This window comes from Ectobacillus ponti, from assembly GCF_024294785.1.
Classification (GTDB): domain Bacteria; phylum Bacillota; class Bacilli; order Bacillales; family Bacillaceae_G; genus Ectobacillus; species Ectobacillus ponti.
This window is the reverse complement of record NZ_JANCLT010000013.1, coordinates 71,597-91,372: the sequence shown is the minus strand read 5'-3', so window position 1 is coordinate 91,372 and position 19,776 is coordinate 71,597. Positions and strand designations below refer to the sequence as shown.

The 19,776-nt window shown below is 50.5% G+C and carries 16 protein-coding genes; 6 read left to right on the top strand and 10 right to left on the bottom strand.

Going from position 1 to position 19,776, the window contains the following annotated elements:
* Position 1 precedes the first annotated feature (1 nt).
* The 3 genes from NK662_RS19350 to NK662_RS19340 form a co-directional block, all read right to left on the bottom strand.
* A complete protein-coding gene (locus NK662_RS19350; protein WP_254760602.1) occupies positions 2 to 835 on the bottom strand; it encodes a carbohydrate ABC transporter permease in 834 nt (277 codons plus the stop codon).
* Positions 832 to 1,770 carry a carbohydrate ABC transporter permease gene (locus tag NK662_RS19345; RefSeq protein ID WP_254760601.1) on the bottom strand — a complete coding sequence of 313 codons (939 nt, stop codon included), beginning with the start codon at positions 1,768 to 1,770 and terminating at the stop codon, positions 832 to 834. Before NK662_RS19345 ends, NK662_RS19350 begins: the two co-directional genes overlap by 4 nt.
* Positions 1,771 to 1,831: 61 nt before the next feature.
* Complete coding sequence (locus tag NK662_RS19340; protein ID WP_254760600.1) at positions 1,832 to 3,220, bottom strand: ABC transporter substrate-binding protein; 1,389 nt, start codon at positions 3,218 to 3,220, stop codon at positions 1,832 to 1,834.
* 270 nt (positions 3,221 to 3,490) lie between these two features.
* On the opposite strand from NK662_RS19340, the gene NK662_RS19335 reads away from it, so the two are divergent.
* On the top strand, positions 3,491 to 4,489 hold the full coding sequence (locus NK662_RS19335; RefSeq protein WP_254760599.1) for a LacI family DNA-binding transcriptional regulator: 999 nt from the start codon (positions 3,491 to 3,493) through the stop codon (positions 4,487 to 4,489).
* 126 nt (positions 4,490 to 4,615) lie between these two features.
* The gene (locus tag NK662_RS19330) at positions 4,616 to 5,212 is read left to right on the top strand and encodes a DedA family protein (protein WP_254760598.1); all 597 of its coding nucleotides are present in this window, start codon (positions 4,616 to 4,618) and stop codon (positions 5,210 to 5,212) included.
* Positions 5,213 to 5,408: 196 nt separating this feature from the next.
* On the opposite strand, the gene NK662_RS19325 is transcribed toward NK662_RS19330, so the two are convergent.
* Complete coding sequence (locus NK662_RS19325) at positions 5,409 to 5,993, bottom strand: NAD(P)H-dependent oxidoreductase (protein WP_254760597.1); 585 nt, start codon at positions 5,991 to 5,993, stop codon at positions 5,409 to 5,411.
* 107 nt (positions 5,994 to 6,100) lie between these two features.
* On the opposite strand from NK662_RS19325, the gene NK662_RS19320 reads away from it, so the two are divergent.
* The 4 genes from NK662_RS19320 (at position 6,101) to NK662_RS19305 (ending at position 7,926) form a co-directional block, all read left to right on the top strand.
* Positions 6,101 to 6,529: a MarR family winged helix-turn-helix transcriptional regulator gene (locus NK662_RS19320; RefSeq protein ID WP_254760596.1), complete on the top strand. Its 429-nt coding sequence runs from the start codon at positions 6,101 to 6,103 to the stop codon at positions 6,527 to 6,529.
* A gap of 178 nt (positions 6,530 to 6,707) precedes the next feature.
* Positions 6,708 to 6,959 carry a hypothetical protein gene (locus tag NK662_RS19315; protein ID WP_254760595.1) on the top strand — a complete coding sequence of 84 codons (252 nt, stop codon included), beginning with the start codon at positions 6,708 to 6,710 and terminating at the stop codon, positions 6,957 to 6,959.
* A 40-nt stretch (positions 6,960 to 6,999) separates the two neighbouring features.
* Positions 7,000 to 7,530: a ferric reductase-like transmembrane domain-containing protein gene (locus NK662_RS19310; RefSeq protein WP_254760594.1), complete on the top strand. Its 531-nt coding sequence runs from the start codon at positions 7,000 to 7,002 to the stop codon at positions 7,528 to 7,530.
* Between the two features lie 75 nt (positions 7,531 to 7,605).
* Positions 7,606 to 7,926: a YnfA family protein gene (locus NK662_RS19305; protein ID WP_254760593.1), complete on the top strand. Its 321-nt coding sequence runs from the start codon at positions 7,606 to 7,608 to the stop codon at positions 7,924 to 7,926.
* A gap of 92 nt (positions 7,927 to 8,018) precedes the next feature.
* Here NK662_RS19305 and NK662_RS19300 read toward each other — a convergent pair whose 3' ends face one another.
* The 6 genes from NK662_RS19300 to pdhA all read right to left on the bottom strand — a co-directional run bounded on the left by NK662_RS19300 (position 8,019) and on the right by pdhA (position 19,628).
* Positions 8,019 to 9,281 (bottom strand): glycosyltransferase family 2 protein, encoded by a 1,263-nt coding sequence (locus tag NK662_RS19300; protein ID WP_254760592.1) that lies wholly within the window; start codon positions 9,279 to 9,281, stop codon positions 8,019 to 8,021.
* Positions 9,282 to 9,378: 97 nt separating this feature from the next.
* Positions 9,379 to 14,115, bottom strand: coding sequence for a pectinesterase family protein (locus NK662_RS23795; protein WP_254760591.1), 4,737 nt, complete (start codon positions 14,113 to 14,115; stop codon positions 9,379 to 9,381).
* 777 nt (positions 14,116 to 14,892) lie between these two features.
* The gene (gene lpdA, locus NK662_RS19290; RefSeq protein WP_254760590.1) at positions 14,893 to 16,290 is read right to left on the bottom strand and encodes a dihydrolipoyl dehydrogenase; all 1,398 of its coding nucleotides are present in this window, start codon (positions 16,288 to 16,290) and stop codon (positions 14,893 to 14,895) included.
* Positions 16,291 to 16,301: 11 nt separating this feature from the next.
* On the bottom strand, positions 16,302 to 17,630 hold the full coding sequence (locus NK662_RS19285; RefSeq protein WP_254760588.1) for a dihydrolipoamide acetyltransferase family protein: 1,329 nt from the start codon (positions 17,628 to 17,630) through the stop codon (positions 16,302 to 16,304).
* A 12-nt stretch (positions 17,631 to 17,642) separates the two neighbouring features.
* The gene (locus NK662_RS19280) at positions 17,643 to 18,626 is read right to left on the bottom strand and encodes an alpha-ketoacid dehydrogenase subunit beta (RefSeq protein ID WP_254760587.1); all 984 of its coding nucleotides are present in this window, start codon (positions 18,624 to 18,626) and stop codon (positions 17,643 to 17,645) included.
* Between the two features lie 18 nt (positions 18,627 to 18,644).
* The gene (gene pdhA / locus NK662_RS19275) at positions 18,645 to 19,628 is read right to left on the bottom strand and encodes a pyruvate dehydrogenase (acetyl-transferring) E1 component subunit alpha (RefSeq protein WP_254760586.1); all 984 of its coding nucleotides are present in this window, start codon (positions 19,626 to 19,628) and stop codon (positions 18,645 to 18,647) included.
* Positions 19,629 to 19,776 lie beyond the last annotated feature (148 nt).

Genomic DNA, 19,776 nt, shown 5'->3' with positions numbered 1-19,776 from the left:
ATTATTTAATGCCGCTCCGCATGGAACCTTCCACAATGTATTTTTGGAAGACGGCGTAGAGTACGATAATTGGAATAGTGACAATGGTCAGAGCCGCCATTGTATGACTCGTAAAGATATTGTACTTGTCGCTGAAAATGGCATTCAGCGCCACCTGAATCGGCATCAGGTCCGCATTGGACAATGCCATGACCGGCCAGAGGAAGTCATTCCAGGAAGCCAGGAAGGTTAGAATTCCAACTGTTACGTACATATTCAAGCTGGACGGCACCACAATCCGGAAGAAGCAGCCGAGCTCCCCCAGCCCATCTATCTTGGCAGATTCAATGAGCTCGCCCGGGAACGATAGGAAATGCTGCCGGAACAGGAAAATGTTCATCACGTTCACCAGAAACGGAAGCAGGTAGCCGAATACTGTATTGATGAGGCTCATCTCGTTTACTACCAAAAAGAGCGGAAGAATCGTAGCCTCAATTGGCACAATCATTAAGGCAATAATAATCACGAGTATCGCATCTTTAAAAGGAAACTCAAACCGCGCCAGTGCGTAGCCCGCCAGTGAATTGATGGTCAAGCCGAAAATCACTGTAATGGAGGCATACACAAGGCTGTTGCGTACATTTCCAAAAATATTATAGAAGCCCAGCAATTCCTTATATGACTTCAGGGACAAATCAGAGAACTTTGGAATAATTGCATAAATCGTTCTGGCATCCCTGAAGATAACCTCATCAATCTTAAAGGAGGACAAAGTCATCCAGACAAGCGGCACCAGAAATTGCAGTGCCACTGCAATGGCCAGCACGTATAGGATTGTCTTTTTTACTATCTTCATGCCGCTTCCTCCTTAAACAATCTTTTAATACCGACAGATATGACAACAAGAAAGACTGTGAATGCCAGCGTAATCGCACTGGCGTAGCCAATATTCCGGTGCCGGAAGCCGTATTCATAAATGTATTGCAGCAGTGTCATGGTGGAATAGTCCGGACCGCCGCCTGTCATGACCATCGGCTGCACAATCAGCTTAAAGGCTTGGATCGTTGTTGTGATGACAAGGAACATCGTAATCGGCTTTAAGCCGGGAAGGGTAATATACCAAAACTTCTGCAGTGTGTTGGCCCCGTCGATGTCAGCCGCCTCATACAGACTGGAGTCGATATTCTTTAATCCTGCCAGGAAAATCATCATTTGATAGCCGCAGCCGGACCAAGCCGAGATAAAGACAATAGTCGGCATCGCCTGGGTGGCGCTGGTAAGAAACGGCTGCTTCGGAATGCCCAAACTCATCAGAATCTGATTCATAAGGCCGGAAGTCGGATTCAGCATAACGGTCCACAGAATGGAGATAACAACCAGGGACAGCACGGCCGGTGAAAAGTAAGCTGTCCGGAAAAAGCTGTTCCCCTTAATTTTCTGGTTTACGATCAACGCCAGGCCGAGGGCCATGGACAGCTGCAGCGGCACGACAAGCACCACGAACTCCAGTGTATTGAGAAAGCTTTTTCGCAGAACTTCATCCGTCAGCATTCTCGTAAAATTATCAATGCCGATGAACTTCTTCGCATCCGGCTTCAGCAGGTAGTAATCTGTAAAGGCATACGTGAAGGCCAGCACAATTGGAAGCACAATAAATAGGAGGGACAGCACAACTGCCGGAGTCAAAAAGCCGGCTGCCGTTGCAACTTCACTGCGCTTGTAGCGATGGTGCAGGCTTCTCTTTTTGATCCACTGCTTCGGTTTCGGCGTTTCCACATTGAGATTGCTCATTCTTCCACATCCTTTGTACAAAGAGGCGGGGTCTCCCTCCGCCTCTCGATCTTATAACCTATTACTTTTTATACTTCTTAAACTCTGCATCGATTTTCTTGGCTGCCTCGTCTGCATACTTCTGAATGGTTGCGGAGTCGGATGCTTTATTCTGGGCGATCTTCAGAATGACATCCTTCGCAAAGGTTTCGGACAAGTATGGATAGCCAGGAGAAACCGGACGCGCTTTGTTCGTGTTTTCAACCTGGTACTTCAGCACCTTCCAAGCCTCATTGTAGTAAGGATTGTCGGTATTTGTATTGATGGCGCTTACAGAATTGATCCGTGTCGGGATGGAGCCGTTCTTTTCGTAATACTCCTTGGAGGCTTCATCATTGTTCAGCCATTCCATAACCTCCACAACCTTCTTCACGCGCTTTTCATCCTTGTTTTTGGCGCTGCGGACGAATGTCCAGCTGCCGGATGGCGTGTACAGACCTGTTTGGCTGGCATCCATCTTCGGATAGCGCAGGGTGCGGAACTTCAGGTTTGGATAATTGCTCTTGATTTCGTTCACGTACCAGAAGCCTGCGACTGCCAAAGCGGATTTGCCGGTATAGAAGGTCTTTTCAGATTCTGCAGCGTTTGCCAACGGTTTGCCGGCGAACAGCTGGCCGAATTTCGTCAGAGCTTCCACGCTCTTCTTGCCATTCAGGACGCCGTCCACTGTAACACCGTCTTTATCTACGATATTCGTGCCGTTGCCCCATAACAGCGGCGTGAAGTAGTATGTACCAAGCTCATACGCCCCTGCGGAGATATCAGTTAAAAGCAAGCTTGTGGAAATTTCATAATTTTTGAAAGCAGGATCCTTTGTTGTTTGGGCAAAGTCGTCGACCTTGCGGGCCAATGCTACGAACTGGTCCCAAGTCCAATCCTTGTCTGGTCCGGGCACCATGGCTTGCACATCTGCCGGCAATGCCTTAATCATATCTTCGTTATACATAATGGCCACACCGGAATCAGAATAACCCATTGCATAGAACTTGCCGCCTACTGTTCCCTGTTCAACAATCGCCTTCGTAAATCCGTCCTTAAAGCCTTGGCTCATGTAATCATCAAGCGGAGCAATTACACCTGATTCCACGTATGCGGCCACATCAGGACCATCGAGCGTGAAGATGTCAGGCACATCGTTCGCTGTAATCGCGGCATTCAGCTTATCAATATAGCCTGAGCCTGCTCCCGCACGTGTAATGTTCTTAATTTCAACCTTTGGTCCATCCGGATGCTTCTCGTTATAGCTCTTCACCCGATCCGCAAACATTTTCCCTTCTGGGTGGTCCGCTGCCGCCTGTGTCCATACTGTAATTTTGTCGTCCGCCTTACCGGAAGAAGACTGTGATGAACTGCAGGCTGTCAACGAAGCCGCCAGCACTACCCCTGAAACTAAAGAAATGAGCTTCTTCATCTTTCCCCCTACCCCTCTTTAAGAATCATTCAAGAAATCGTATTCACAACTTCTGATTTCATGTTACAATATTCAAAAAAGACTGTCAATAACTTGTGTAGGCGTTATTTTACAAATTTCTTGTACATTACTCTACATATATCACCCTTACAGCAAGCATGTATTTCATATGATTTAAGAATACGTATTCAAATTTATCCTTTTTTATTCTTGAATGCGGTTACCTTTGGATAAAAATTTGGTATGATAGTGGATGGAAAGGAGTCTGCCATGACAAAGCTCACAATGAAAGACATTGCAAGACTTGCAAACGTTTCCCAGCCTACCGTTTCGCGTGTCATTAACGGCAACAAAGCTGTAAATGAAGACATCGCGAAGAAGGTAATGAAGGTGATTGAGGAAGTTGGCTATATCCCCAATAAAGCAGCTCAAACACTCAAAAAGAGCTCTTCCCATATTATCGGCGTCTGCGTCACAGAAGTGTATAACCCTTATTTCGTGGAACTGATTGAAACACTGGAGGCGGAATGCCGGAAGATTGGCTACAATATTCTGCTTCACAACTCCAAGCACAACCCCATCACGGAATGGGAAAGCATCCAAAACTTCCTGGCCCGGCAGGTGGACGGCCTGATTCTTGTCCCTGCGAGCGACTACAATATGCAGCGGATCAGCGAATTGAGCACACCTTCCGTCATCATCACCCAAAACAAGCCGCAGCTTGACAGCATTGGTCTGAACCACCTGCAGGCCGGAAAGATTGTGGTAGAAAGCTTCATTCGCGCCGGCCATAAGAAATTCGGCTTTATCGGAACAGAGATTGATGAAAAGTTTTTGGGCTTTGACGGCTCGCTGCGGGAGAACGGCTTTACATTTGATAAAAGGAATTATGTACGTTTGGAGGTCACCTCCATCGACAACTTCCTGATGCGCCGGGACATTGAAAAATACTTTACCGAAGTGGGGAGACCGGATTTCACCTGCGCCTTTGCCGCCAATGACATTATGGCGCTGGAATTTATGAAGGCTGCCCAAGAACGGAATATCCGCATCCCGGAAGATATCAGCCTCGTCGGTTTTGACGATACATACCTGGCAAAAATTATGGGGATCTCCAGTATTCATCAGCCGATTGAAGAAATGGTCAAAATGACCATTGAGATTTTACAGAACCGGATTGAACACGAAGTATCCTCCACGCCTGTTACCATTCAGCTTGAGCCGATGCTGATTGAGCGGAACAGCTCCCGCTGGAAGAGAATAGATTGAAAAAAGGCCTCTTTTCTCCCATGAAAGCTTGGGAAAAAGGGGCTTTTCATATGAAACGGCTGTGGTATTCTTTGGCATGTCTTGTCCATAATACAGAATAACAAAACTGTGGATCGGGGAAAAGCAATGGAACATATGCTCACACATTTACTTGTACACTATGGCTACTTTGGAATTTTTGGCGCCCTCGTTCTGGGAATCGTCGGACTGCCCCTGCCCGACGAGGTGCTGCTGACCTATGTCGGCTATAACATTTTTAAAGGCAATATGCACTATGTCCCGGCCCTGCTGTTTGCTGTTCTGGGGACAAGCATCGGCATCACCCTCAGCTATGGCATCGGACATTGGCTCGGGATTGCCTTTCTCCACAAATTCGGGCCGAAGGTGCATATGACCGAGAAGCGGGTGGAGCGGACGCAGCGGCTGTTCACCAAATACGGGAACCGCTTTTTGCTCGTCGGCTATTTCATACCGGGTGTGCGGCATGTCGTGGCCTATCTTGTCGGCATGGGCGGTGTCAGACTTCGCACGTTCATGGTCTATGCGTACTCCGGCGCAGTCCTCTGGTGTGTCACCTTCCTTACACTGGGCTACCAATTGGGCGAACGGTGGTATCTGGTCCATGAATATGTGCACCGCTACGGTCTCTACGCTGCACTGCTGTGCGTGATTGCGGCGGCAATCATCTACTTGCGCGTGAGAAAAGGAACTCAGGCTGGCTAAAATAGACCATTACTGAAAACCGGGTACAGTTGCGGGCTCCAGTAATGGTCTGTAGAAGGGGTTTTGGGAGAAAAATGATGGAGGAGCAACAGGAATTGTTTCATTTTTGAAAAAGATTGTTTCACTGCCCATAATCCCGTCCAAGAGGCAGCTTCGTTTTGTTTCACCTGTTCCGTTTTTGTTTCAGTCCGCCCCTTCATCCAACGGCCCGAAAATACCGGTACACCTTCTCCAGCTTTTCTGCCTGCTTGCCCTTTGGACTTTCCATATTGCCGAACTCAAAAAACTTCACCTTCTTGATGCCGACGAACCCAAAGAGAGCCCGCTTCATCAAAATCTTATGGGCGTTGTGCAGCCAAAGCAGCGGATAGTTCGCCGGCCCCTTCATCGTGGACACGCATACGGCGGATTTCCCCTTTAACAGCCCCTCCGCAAAGTGGCCCTTCCCGTCCCGGTAGGCAAAGTTGGCCGCAAACATTTGGTCCATATAGCCAAGCAGCATCGCCGGCGGACGCCCCCACCAAATCGGATACACCAGCACAATTTTGTCAGCCCAAAGAAGCTGCTCCCGGTATTTTGCCAAGTCAGGGTCGCGGTGCATGTCCCGTCTTCTTTTTTCCTGATTGAACACCAAAAGCGGGTTAAAGCCCTCCTCATACAAATCCAGCACCTGCACCTCTTTCACCTTCGGATTCTCGCCGGCCCCTTGCAGGATCTTTTGTAAAAAGGAATAACAGAGACTGTCATGATTCGGATGTGTGTAAATCACCAGCACCTTCATCGCCATCCCCCCTTTAGTTATCATTTGATAACTAAATCATACTCCCTCTTCCTTTTGTTGTCAATTGATAATAAATTTGTTATCTTTCTTTATAAGAGGTGAAGGATATGGACAAAACAGCCCTTTTCTTTCAATGCTTATCTTTCACAAGCAGTGTCCACCGGGTGACCCACGAACTGACGCAGCCCGCCAAGCCGGCATCCATCACCCAGGTGCAGTATGACATGCTGATGCATATTGCTGTCAATCAGCCTGTCACTGTCAGTGAGCTCAGCGATTGCCAGCACATGTCGCTGCCGAACACGAGCCGCGAGCTGCGCAAGCTGAGTGAGAAGAGCCTGATTGAAAAAGTAAGCGATGAAGAGGATAAACGAAGGCAGCACATCCGTCTCTCAAATGAGGGACAAGCGCTGATGAATGAAGTGCTGATGCATATGCAGGCCGGCTTTCAGGAGCGGCTCCGGCAGACTTCAGAAGAGGATGTAGAGGAAATCAGCCGTGCGCTGGGGATGCTCCAGACAAAGATGTTTTATTAAACAGAACCGCTCAGCTTCCTGCAGCCGCAGGAAGCTGTTTTGATTTATGGCAAAAATATAATTTCGAAACACGTTACAGTTTTTAGGAAATCTTAAGATTTCTCCCCTATACTCAAAACATCAGCTAGTCAATCACAGCGATTAAAGATAGATGAACACATTCAAGGAGGTTTTTACAATGGAAAAGAAAAAATTCACATCCTGGGGCATCAGCTTTGCGAGCCTTGCACTTGTGGCAGGCGCCATGGCCTACTTCGGCATCACGGACCAAACAACAAACCAATCCGGCACACAGGCTGTTCAGTCTCAAGCTTCATCTGATCAGCAAAGCGACCAGGCAAGCGATACAAGCACAGTACAGCAAACAGCAACGCAGAGCTCTTCAGGCTTACAGCAGCACGGCTTCCACACCACAACAGGCGGAAGCTGAGATAACAGATAAATACCCACATCAGAACAGGAGGATTCACATGGAAGCATTCGAATGGTATGCAATCCGGGCAACCGGAACTGTCGCTTATCTCTTACTATATCTCTCAGTACTAACAGGGCTGTATTCCGTCATCCAAAAACGGCGCAAGAAGAAGGTGAATAACCTTCATCATGTTCACGAGGTGCTGTCCGATTGGGCCTTGATTCTCACAGCCGGCCACTTGGGCATTCTGATGATTGATTCCTATATGCCATTCAAATGGGCGGAGCTGTTCATCCCATTCGACACCAGCTACGAAACGATCCCGATGGCATTCGGCATTGTGTCCACGTACTTCTTAATCATCACAATCGTGACTTCCAAGCTGCGCAAGAAGATTGGCTACAAAACATGGCAGAAGCTGCACGCGCTGAACCCGATTCTCTATATCGGCGTGACGCTTCACACCGTCATGATGGGAACAGACTTCCACGGCGCCATGCTGACGGCTGTCGCTGTCGCGAACATCCTGCCGATCCTGTTCATGATTGGCGCGCGGTCTTCTGATAAAAAGCCGGCGGCGGCGTAGCTTTTCCACCCCCATGCCATGACGGCATGGGGGTTTCTGTTATAATGGATGCATCAGACATACGGAGGAAGTAGCATGAAAGCAATTGCGATATTCGTACTGGCGGGCCTTGCGGAAATTGGGGGCGGCTATCTCATGTGGAAATGGCTGCGCGAGGGCGCATCGGGCTGGCTCGGTGTGCTCGGCGGCCTCATCCTTGTGCTGTACGGCATCATCGCCACATGGCAGGTGTTTTCCAGTTTCGGGCGCGTATATGCAGCGTACGGCGGCATTTTTATTGTGATGAGCTTATTGTGGGGCCGGTGGGTGGATAAGAAGTTGCCTGATACATATGACTGGATCGGCGGATTGATTTGTATCATCGGGGTTGTGGTAATGCTGCTGCCGCGAAGCTGATTGCAGGTGAAAGCAAGCGCAGAAACAAGCTGTTCATAACCAAAGAACAGCTTATTTCTGCGCTTGCTGTTACCATAAGAGAACATGGCGTGCTATGCCGTTTTGCCGGCCACTGCTTCTATATCCTCCAGGCTGACATTTCTCGTGTGCTGCGTGTGTGACCAATTGCGTTGTCTTCTGCTCAAAATCCCCTGGATGGTCACAGGCACCCAAGAAAGACCAAAAAGAATGACGTAGAAGAACCAAAACCACTTTCTCCCCCTTTGCTCCAGCATTAAACCCGTAAAGGACAGGATCACATTTAGAGAGAAAACGAGAACATGCACTGCCGGATGAAGAAGGAGGACTTCATTCGGACTATGTATAAGAGGCATATTGAAGAGATAACGGTCTGCCAGTGATGCGCCGATGATCAGCAAATAGAGCAGATAGAGTATGTTGCGGCTTGGTGAAAGCAAGTACACCAGACTGTCGAACGAGATGATGGACCCGCTGATTGCCTTCCTGAACAACGGAACAGCATACCGCAGGGCACAATCTGTGTGGCCGGCCATCCATCTGACACGCTGCTTCATGCTCGCCCGCAGGCCCAGCGGTTTTTCATCATAGATTTTCGCCTCATGGGCCCAGGCTACCCGCCTTCCTGTCTCCAGAATATAGCGTTGGGTAAACTCCAAATCCTCTGTTAAGCTGGTGGTTCGCCATCCGATCTGCTTGAGAACCTGCGTACTGACAACAAGGCCCGTTCCGCCGAGTTGGGCTGACAACCCCAACTGGTCACGGCTCAGCTGGTACACCCGATTCGTTGTCCAATATGCATAGGCAGAAGCCTTCGTAATCCATGTATCATGGGGATTCTTGGTATCCAGGTATCCCTGAATAACCTCATGCCCCTCCGATATTTTCGTATTCATCACACTTAAAAAGTTGCGTGAGACGAGATTATCCGCATCAAATACGACAACCGCATCGTAATGTGTCCCTTGCGCTTCCAAATCCCACAGACGCTCGAACATCCACTCCAACGCGTGTCCTTTGCCGCGCAGCGTCTGGTTGAACCGCTCCATCGCAATGCCGCCGTTTTCCCGCACCACCGCGGCTGTCCGGTCTGAACAATTGTCGCAAATGACGTATACATCATACAGCTGTGCCGGATAGCTTTGCTCCCGCAGGTTTTTCACAATCCCGCCGATTACCTGTTCTTCATTATGTGCCGCCACCAGCACGGCAAAACGATGCTTCGGCTTTGCCTGCGGCTGCTGCTTGACTGGGCGCAGACCTAAAAAACCGATTACTGCTGTATAAAGGAATAAAAACAAAAGATATAGTTGTATGCCTGCTATAAACCAGTCCATTTTCTCTTCCTCCGTTCATCCTGCTGTCATTCATAAGAGGAAGGAGTGCGCCTCATAGAGGATGCACTCCTTCTTGTTTGTAAATCGTGATACAGTTTTACCGGCTTCCGCCCTGTACCGTGCTTTGCATCTCCACCGACTTGGTTGCACTGTTTCTGGAGGAGATGGTTAATACCGTCCCGCTCTTTTGCGCCGGAATGATGACCTGGAAGGTCCCATCTGCCGCAATTGCGGAGCCAAGGACCGTTCCGTCAGCAGCTTTCACCTGTACCGTTGAGCCCTTTTCTGCCCAGCCCGCTACAATGGTTGTTTGGTCCGTAATAGCTTCCAGCAGAACCGGCGGTGCCATCGGATGATCTGTTTCCTGCACTGTGCTTTGCATCTCTGCAGACTTTCCTGCACCATTTGTGGAGGAAACTGTCAGGATGGTTCCGCCCTCTTGCGCCGGAATGATGACCTGGAAGGTCCCATCCGCCGCAACTGCGGAGCCCAGCACAGTTCCATCTGCCTTCTTCACTTGTACGGTCGAGCCTTTCTCTGCCCAGCCGCCAACAACAGTTGTCGTATCAACAATTGCGCCAAGCAATACCGGCGCCAATGGTTTGGCTGCTGTTTCCTGCACTGTGCTCTGTACTTGTGCTGTCTTTTCTGCACTATTGGTAGAAACGATGATAAGCGCCGTTCCGCCCTTTTGCGCCGGAATGATGACCTGGAAGGTTCCATCCACCGCAACTGCGGAGCCCAGTACGGTTCCATCCGCCTTCTTCACCTGCACCGTTGCGCCTTTTTCTGCCCAGCCGGCTACAATGGTTGTTGTGTCAACGATTGTGCCAAGCAATACTGGCACCGCTGGCTGGCTGTCCGTTCCGCGGACTGTACTCTGGATTTCCGCAGACTTTCCTGCACTGTTTGTGGAGGAAATCGTCAGCACTGTTCCTCCCTTTTGTACCGGGATAATAACCTGGAACGTGCCATCTGCCGCAATCGCGGAGCCCAACACGGTTCCGTCAGCTTTCTTCACCTGTACAGTGGCGCCTTTCTCCGCCCAGCCGGCTGCAATGGCTGTATGGTCCGTCATGTCCTCCAAAAGAACCGGTGCCGCCGGTGCTGCCGCAGGAGGCGCTGTCGGCAGAGCCACTTCTTGTGATGGATCCCAGCCGTTGAAAATAGCCGGAATGGTGAACTTGCTGGCTTCTTCGGCTGTCAACTGCTTGGACCAGGCCACCCGTGCTTGCGCATTGGCGCCAGGGCCGGTGCTGTTATATTCCGCGTAGCTTGCCCGTTCATGATTGTCCTTGCCGGACCAGATGGACCAGCCGTCAGCCACGATGTGAGAATCCATCCATGTATTGATGAACGTTGTTTTCGCATAATTCTTCCAAGGACGGCCGAGATAGACCTTTGTCACGGAAGCATCCTTGGTCAAACGTGAATTTAAGAATACAAATCCAGCATCTGTTTCTTTCGTCTGCGCCGCTGCTGTTACGTAGCCGCTTGTGCCGACACTGTGAATTTCACTGTTGTCAAACACAACTGCGGCTGCTTCTCCGAAGATGAAGTCCACATCTCCCTCGATATACGAATCGCGGTAATACTGTCTGCCGCTTCCCGTATACAAGGTATCCTGATGGCCCAAGATCTTCACGTTGGTGAATACAGCCTGGTCGCTCTTGACAGACAGGGCAACTGCAGTTCCGTATTGAGAACGAGGGGCTCTGCTGTTTTGAATCGTAAGGTTGGAGGCAGTAAAGGCATTTCCGGTCACACCGACGGTCTGGCTCGCAAACGTGCTGCCCACATTGCCGGACTGGCCGTCTGTGCCGCCATAATCATCCCAGTCAATGACCACACCGTCGCGGCTTTCCCCGACAAAGCTGACGTATGGCTTCGCGACAGCAACCTTCTCATGATACACTCCATTCTTAATAAAGATCACAACTCTAGAAGTGTTGGCAGCCGGAATAGAATCCACTGCTTTTTGCACCGTATCGAAGTCGCCGCTTCCATCCTGGGCCACCACAAGCATCTTCGCCGGAACTGCTGCCAGTTCCCCGGAGAGCCCGCTTTCGCCTTTGGCGTTGGAGGCAGTAACCACATAATAGTACTGTGTTCCGTTTGTCACGTCCGTGTCCGTATAGACAGGAGAGGTGAGACCGCTGGCCGCAACTGTATAAGGACCGCCGCTCGTTGTGCTTCGCTTCACTGTGTAGGAGGAAGCGCCGGAAGCCTCTTTCCAGGACAGCTCAACCTTTTTGTCGCCAGCCTTCACACTAAACTCTGCCGGAATTGCCGGAGCACCGGAAGCTGCCACGTATGGTCTTGCCTGCACCTGGTTGGAAATCATGCTTTCCACTGTGTCCTTGACTGCTGTCACAACATAGTAGTAGATGGTTCCATTCTGCGCTTTCGTATCACTGTAAGCTGCATCAGTCAGGCCGTCCGCAATCGTCGTGTAAGGACCGCCGTTCGCTGTGCTCCGCTTCACCTTATAAGACGCAGCGCCTTCCACCTTGCTCCAGGCCAAATCAACACGATTGTTATCTCCCGTTGCCTTCAGGTTCAATGGCTGTGCCAAAGGCGCGCTTACTTTTGCAATGGCCGCATTGGACTGGGGCCCTTCCCCACCGATTCCTGTCGCCTGCACAACATAGTAATAGGTTGTGCCGTTTGTCAGCTTCGTGTCCTTATAGGAAACCGCTGTCAGTCCGGAGGCCACCACGGTGAATGGACCCGCCGCTTCTGTACTGCGCTTTACTGTATAGGAATCAGCGCCTTCCACACTGTTCCAGGACAGGCTGACAGAAGAATCCCGCGCTGTCGCGGTTACCTCAGGCGCCTGCGGCAGTGCCATGTTGCTTGAAGGAGTAACACTGGCAGATCCGGAATCGATTCCTTCTCCGACCGAATTGACGCCGCTCACCACATAATAATACGTTGTCTCATTTGTCAATCCTGTATCAGTCCACGTTACATCCGCCACGTTTTCTTTTACAGTCGCAAAAGGCCCGTTTGGCGATGTGCTCCGCTTCACCTTGTAAGAGGAAGCGCTGCTTGCCGCGCTCCAGGAAAGCTTGACTTGTGTATTTCCTGCTTCTGCCTTCAGCCCTGCCGGTGCTGCCGGCACAACAGAAGGAACGTACACTTGAATGTTGTCCAAGTATAAGGCTGATGTAGAGCTATTGCCGGTGTTCACATCAAGGTTTCCAAAATCAGCCACAGCCTGATAGAATGACAGGCCGCGAACCTCGGCGCTCGTGCCGCCGCTCACTGTCACATCATACTTGGAAAGCAGCATATCAGCCTGTACCTTCACATGGTACCATTTGCTCGGCTGCAAAGAATCCGTGATGGCAGGCGTCGTGCCGTCTGCCGCCCGGTATGCGAGCTTGCCGCCGACGATTTCCAAGGAAACCATGGCCGTATTCACACCGCTGTTCGTCAGGCGGAACCGGGTGTTTGAGCCAAAGGACTCAGCCATGAAATCAAATTCAGCTACAATCGTTTTGTCTGTTGTCTGCTTCGGGAAGCTGCTGTTGGAAATGCGTGTCAGCCCGCCCGCCGCCGCAGAACCATCCTGTTTGTCATACAGCTTGAGAGCTTTGTTGCCGCTCTGCAATGGATCCTGCACAACCTGCACATAGTTTTCAGCTGCATTGAACACCCAGGCAGCTCCCTTGTTGCTTTCTACCTCGACATCATAGCCGCCAATTTTGCCTGTTAGCGCGTTTGTCGGACCTTCAGGCCAATTGGAGCCTTCAAAGCTGTCATTCAACAGGTATGCCTGGCTTGCTGCCGGCTCTTTCACTGCTGCCGCAGTTTTCACACTGACAGGAGCAGCTGCTGCACCTTCCCCAGCTGCATTCACTGCACTGACTACATAATAGTAGGTTGTGTCATTGTCCAAGCCAGCATCCTGAAACGTTGCGTCTGTTACATTTTCTTTCACCGTTTGGAACGGTCCGCTTGCCGTTGTGCTTCTTTTTACATTGTAAGAAGCAGCATCACTTACCGCGTTCCAGGACAAGTTGACGTTCGTATTGTCTGCCTGTGCCGCCAGTCCGGTTGGTGCTGCCGGAGCTGTTGGCGCAGCCGGAGCGTTATAAATGTGCACATTGTCCAGATACAGTGTGGAAACCCCGCTGTTTCCAGTGCCCACATCGAAGTTGCCAAGATTCGCTGCCGCCGCCTGGTAGAACGGAACGTCCTTCAGTTCCCCGCTGCCGCCGCCGCTTACTGTCACACTGGCTTTGGAGTTGGCCAGGTCCGCCTGGATCTCCACATGGTACCATGTATTGGCACGCAGGCCATTCAGCACAGGTGTCAGCTGATTGTCGGCAGTACGGTACATCAGTTGGCTGCCGGATGTCTCCAGCGAAACAAGCGCCGCATTAATGCCATTGTCTGTCAAACGGAATCGGGTGCTGGATGCAAGAGCATCTGCCATGAAATCAAACGTTGTAATGACCGTATGATTTTTTTCCTGCTTCGGGAAGCTGTTATGGTAGACGCGGGTGGCTCCCCCGCCTGTTGTCGTGCTCCCCTGCTTGTCATACAGCTTCAGGACCTTGTTGCCTGCCTGCAGCGGGTCCTCCGTAACCTGAACATAGTTTTCAGCCGGATTGAACGCCCATGCCGCTTTATTGCTGGTGATGCTCACCTTGTAATTGCCGATCGCCCCGCTTATGGCATCAGTCGGCGCACTCGGCAAACCGGCGTCCTGGAAGTCATCGTTGACCAGATCACCGCCAGCGGCGTACACAGCTGTTGAGCCGGCTGCCGGTACGAACTGAGCAAACAGCAGCAGACTTAAAAGCGTACGTGATAGCTTTTTCACCTTACCTTCTCCCCCCTTAAGCAAGAAATCTGTCCTTGCTTGAATCATGCTGTAAGCCATTGTTCTGTACTGTCTATTGAGGAAAAGCCCATTTGGTTTTGTCTTTTAAAAGTTAACCAATTACAATAAACATATAGTTAATTAATATGCTAAAAAGAACAGCACAAGGCCTGCGAAACCTGATCTCCTGTCAATCTGTACCTTGTATGTAAGCACCAAGCACCTGATATGCCGGAAGAACACCCTACTATAGATCAACCTTATTCTTCTTTAAGTATATTAAATTCTTTATACAGAACAACCTTACAGCTTTATCATACACAAATACATTAAATTAGTAAATATCTTTTATCTAGAATTAAGTATAGATTGATATAACTTTTTACCAAGAACCGAATCATTTAAAAGCCTTCTCCATAATAAAAACCGTCTTCAACAGGTTCAAAAACCCTTTAAAATCAATACTTTTCACTATATCCGCAACTTATTACAGGCATAAAAAAACTGTAAGTTTCTAACCTTCAAGTCGATTAAAATATATTTATATAACACATTAAATTATATTGGAAAATTAAATATGTAAGTTAGAGAGCAGCAGGAGATCAACTTCCTACAAACCCTAAAATATGAGCTTGCACGCCAGCTCCTTTGAATTAAAGCAACAAGCTCTATTTTCCGGCAAAAAAGAAAGCCTGCAGCTCTCAGACACGAGTATAGTCCGAATGCTGCAAGCTCTCTTCCTTTTTATATCAACAGGAGCATCCTGCTGCGCAGACGTTACACGAGAACAGCCTTCTTTCTCAGCTTGCTCACCGCGTGCATGGCACTTTCATAGAACGCTTCCGTAACCGTTGGATGCGGGTGAATCATCTTCGTTACTTCCTCGAGCGTGCCCTCGAGGTACATGAAGGCGGAGGCCTCGGAGATCATTTCCGTCACGTGCGGCCCGACCATGACCACGCCGAGGATTTCGCCGTACTGCTCTTCATAGACGATTTTGACAAAGCCGCCGGTTTCCCCGAGCGCCAGTGCCTTGCCGTTTCCGGTGTGGTCAAACCGTTCTGTGCGCACAGCCAGTCCCTTCTGTTTGGCTTCCGCCTCGGTCATGCCGACACCGGCGACCTCCGGCAGGGTGTAGATGCAGCGCGGCACCACTTTGTATTCCATTTTCTCTTCGAAGCCGGCAGCGTTGGCAGCTGCCACGACTCCCTCGGCGCTGGCGACATGCGCCAATTGATAGCCGCCGATGACATCTCCTACAGCATAGATGTCAGGGATGCTTGTTTCCAGCTTCTCATTGACTTTGATAAAAGGCCCTTCTTTTTCAATGGCAACATCCTGCACCGCGGAAAGATTCGGCTTTCGCCCTACACTCATGATGAGCGTTTCTGTCTTGAAGGACAGCTCTTTGCCCTTCGCATCTGTGCATACGACAACCTTCTGTTCGCAGGCCTGCTGCACTTCCGTTACCTTCGTGCTTGTGTAGAAGCGGATGCCCTTCTTCTTCAGCAGCTTGGTCAGCACCTTGGCAGCATCTTCGTCTTCGTTTGGAATAATACGGTCCGCCGCTTCAATGACCGTCACCTCGGCTTGCAGGCTGGAGAAGATGCAGGCAAACTCCACGCCAATGACGCCCCCGCCAATAATTACGACGGATTTCGGGATGGATGTCATATCGAAAATGGTGTCGCTCGTATCAAATGGGACAGAAGCCAGACCCGGAATTGGCGGTACAACAGGCGATGACCCGGTTGCGACGATGATGCGGTCCGCCTGCAGCCGAATCGTTACCGCTTCTGCTTCCACCCGGACAACCTTACCTTCTTCAATGAAGCCAAAGCCTTGATACACATCAATTTTCCCTTGGCTCAGCAGGTACGCAATGCCGCTGCGCAAGCGCTGAATCACATCATCCTTGCGCTTTTTCATTTTATCGAGGGACAGGGAAAGCTCCCCGGACTCAATGCCCCATGCTTTGGCCTCCTGGATGGACTCAATCACTTCTGCGTGCTTGAGCAAAGTCTTGGAAGGAATACAGCCTCTGTTCAGACACGTGCCGCCAAGAAAGTCTGCTTCCACAAGCGCCACCTTGCTTCCCAGCTCTGCCGCATGCAATGCCGCCACGTAACCGCCGGGACCCCCGCCTACTACTACAATGTCATATGATTTTGTCATGTCGTCACCCCTTATACTAACAGCTCATACGGATGTTCCAGCACACGCTTAAGTTCTGTCAGGAACTCTGCGGCAGGCGCACCGTCCACCACACGATGGTCGAAGGACAGGCTGACTGCCATCATCGGACGGACTTCAACAGATCCCTTGATTACAACCGGTTTATCCGTCATTCTTCCTACACCGAGAATCGCAATTTCCGGCTGGTTAATGATTGGAGTGAATGCGTCAACAGCGTACATGCCCAGGTTGCTGATGGTAAATGTGGAGCCTTTTAACTGGTTCGGCAGCAGCTTTTGTTCTCTTGCGCGTTTGCCGACGTCCTTTGCCGCCATCGTCAGCTCTGCCAAGCCCTTTTGTGTTACATCTTGAATGACCGGAACGACCAGGCCATCCGGCACGGCTACCGCCAGACCGATATGAACACTTTCATTGTAGATGATTTCATCGCCCACAAATGAGGCATTCAAGGCCGGGAATCTTGACAATACGGTTCCCACTGCCTTCATAATGACTTCTGTATAAGAGAGGCGGAGCCCCGTCTGCTTTTCGATGACCGGCAGCAGCTGTGTGCGCAGCTCCTTCACCTTTGTCATGTCAATGTCGCTTGTGAGTGTCACATGCGGCGCTGTGAAGGCGCTTTGGGACATGCGCTCAGAAATGATCTTCCGCATGCCGGCCAGCTTCTTGCGCTTCACCGCTGGGGCTGCCGGACTTGCGGCCGGCTGTGCTTTTTCTTGCACCGCAGCCAGCACATCCTGCTTCAGCACCTTGCCGTTCACCCCGCTGCCCGTAAGCGCTGACACATCAATCATTTCCTGCTGCGCAATCTTGCCGGCAAGAGGGGTCACTCGCGCTGCTGCTGTGTATGACGCTACATCCTTCAAATGAACTCTGCCGTTCGGACCGCTTCCCGGTACGGATGTCAGCTCCACCTGTCTTACCTTTGCCTCTCTTCTTGCGGCAGGGGTGGCACGCGGCTTCTCACCTGTGCTGATTGCAGCCGCCGCTTGCGGCACGGCCACCTTTTCTTCGACTACTTCCTGCACCGCTTCCTCGCTTCCGCCAGCGACGCCCGGCGGCTCTGGGGGCACTTGTTCCCCCGCCTCGCCGATATAACCGATAATGTGATTCACAGGAACTTGATCATCCACATCAAAATACTTTTTTAAGAGAATACCATCATCATAGGCTTCCACTTCAATATTGATTTTATCTGTTAAAATCTCGAATAACGGTTCTCCCATCTCAACAGAATCGCCTTCTTGCTTATACCATTGCAGGAGTGTGCCGATTTCCATTGTGCTGCTCAGCTTCGGCATGAATATTTCTTTTGCCATGATTCTTCCCCCTTATTTAAACCGAACCGTTTCTCTTACAGCCTCGATAATATCAGGAACCTGAGGAATAACCGCCTTCTCAAGCGTTGGGTTATAAGGAACCGGCACTGCCAATCCACCCAAGCGCTTAATCGGAGCGTCTAAGTAATCAAACGCTTCACTCTCGGCAATCATGCTGGCAATCTCACCGCCAAAGCCGCCGCGTTTGACAGCCTCATGCACCACAATAAGACGGCCTGTTTTCTTTACAGACTCAATAATGGTTTCCTCATCTAAAGGAACAAGCGTGCGAGGATCAATAATCTCCACATCAACACCTTCCTTCTCTAGCTCTGCCGCCGCTTCCAATGCCTTATGCACCATGATGGCCGTCGCGACGATCGTTACGTCTTTTCCTTCCCGCTTCACATCCGCTTTCCCCAATGGAATGGAATACTGCTCTTCAGGCACATGGCACTGTGTCCGGTACAGCAGCTTGTGCTCATAGAAGATAACCGGATTGTCATCGTCCATCGCAGCCTTCAGCAAGCCCTTCGCATCGTAAGCGGTCGATGGCTGGACAACCTTTAATCCAGGGATATGGGCCATCCAGGCCTCCAAGCTTTGCGAGTGTTGTGCCGCCGCCCCTGTTCCGGAGCCGGCCGGTGTTCTGACCACCATCGGCACCTTTCCTTTGCCGCCGAACATATAGCGTGTTTTCGCTGCCTGGTTGACCAGCTGGTCCATTGCGATTGTGATAAAGTCAGAGAATTGCAGCTCCAGAATCGGCCGCATCCCTGTCAACGCCGCCCCGACAGCGCCGCCGGCAATGGCCGCTTCCGAAATCGGCGTGTTGCGGACACGCTCAGGACCGAATTCTTCGATCATGCCGCGTGTGACACCGAATGCACCGCCATATACCCCAATGTCCTCGCCAAGAATAAACACATCTTCATTCTGGCGCATCTCCTGACTCATTGCTTCTCTGACAGCCTCTAAGTACGTAATGACTCTCATTTGAATCCCTCCTGAATATTAGGCGTATATATCTTCCAATAAGGTGTCGATGGATGGTTCCGGGCTGTTCTCCGCAAACTTCACGGCTGCCTCAATTTCTTCCTTCGCTTCCTGCTGCAATTGCTTGGCAGCTTCTTCCGTCAAAATATTGGCTTCAATCAACGTTTCCTTAAAGCGCTTAATGCCGTCTCTTTGCTTCCACGCTTCCTCTTCTTCACGTGTACGGTACTTCTTGGCATCACTCTTGGAGTGGCCCTTCCAGCGATATGTCTTCATCTCGATCAGAGACGGGCCGTTTCCTTGGCGCGCCTGCTCCACCGCACTGTTCACCGTATTCATAATTTCAATCATGTCATTGCCATCAATGACTGTTCCAGGCATGCCGTAAGCACTTGCGCGGTCTGCGATATGCTCCACCCGCGTCATGTCCTTCACAGAACCGGACATGCCGTATTGGTTGTTCTCGCAAATAAACACAACCGGCAGATTCCAAATCGCCGCCAGATTTAAAGACTCATGGAAGCTTCCTTCGTTGGATGCACCGTCTCCAAAGAAACAGAGCACCACGTATCCTTGGTTTTTCATTTTGGAGGTCAGTGCAGCCCCCACAGCAAGCGGGATGCCGCCGCCAACAATTCCATTGGCGCCGAGGTTGCCCTTCTCCACATCAGCAATGTGCATAGAGCCGCCTTTCCCTTTGCAGTAGCCCGTCACTCTTCCAAACAATTCGGCCATCATTTTGTTTACATCGCCTTCTTTGGAGATGCAATGGCCATGGCCGCGGTGCGTGCTCACGATTTTATCCTTGCGCTGAAGCACTGCGATGGATCCGGCCGCCGATGCTTCCTGCCCGACGCAGAGGTGTGTTGTTCCATGAATTAATCCCTTCGCAAAAAACTGATCCACCTTCTCATCAAAATACCGGATCAGCCACATTTCTTTATACAGGCCTTTCAGCTTTTCCTCTGTAATTTGAGCTGGCAATGTAAGAGTACTCAACATTTCTCGCTCCCCCTTTAACAGTTGTAACTCATGGTTACCTTTGTGAAAATCATAGAATTTTTTCACTATTTAGTCAAGAGCTAAAAGATTAAATCGGTAATTTTTCCCCAAACGGATTCTGTTGCCCGTCCCGCCTGATCACTGCAGG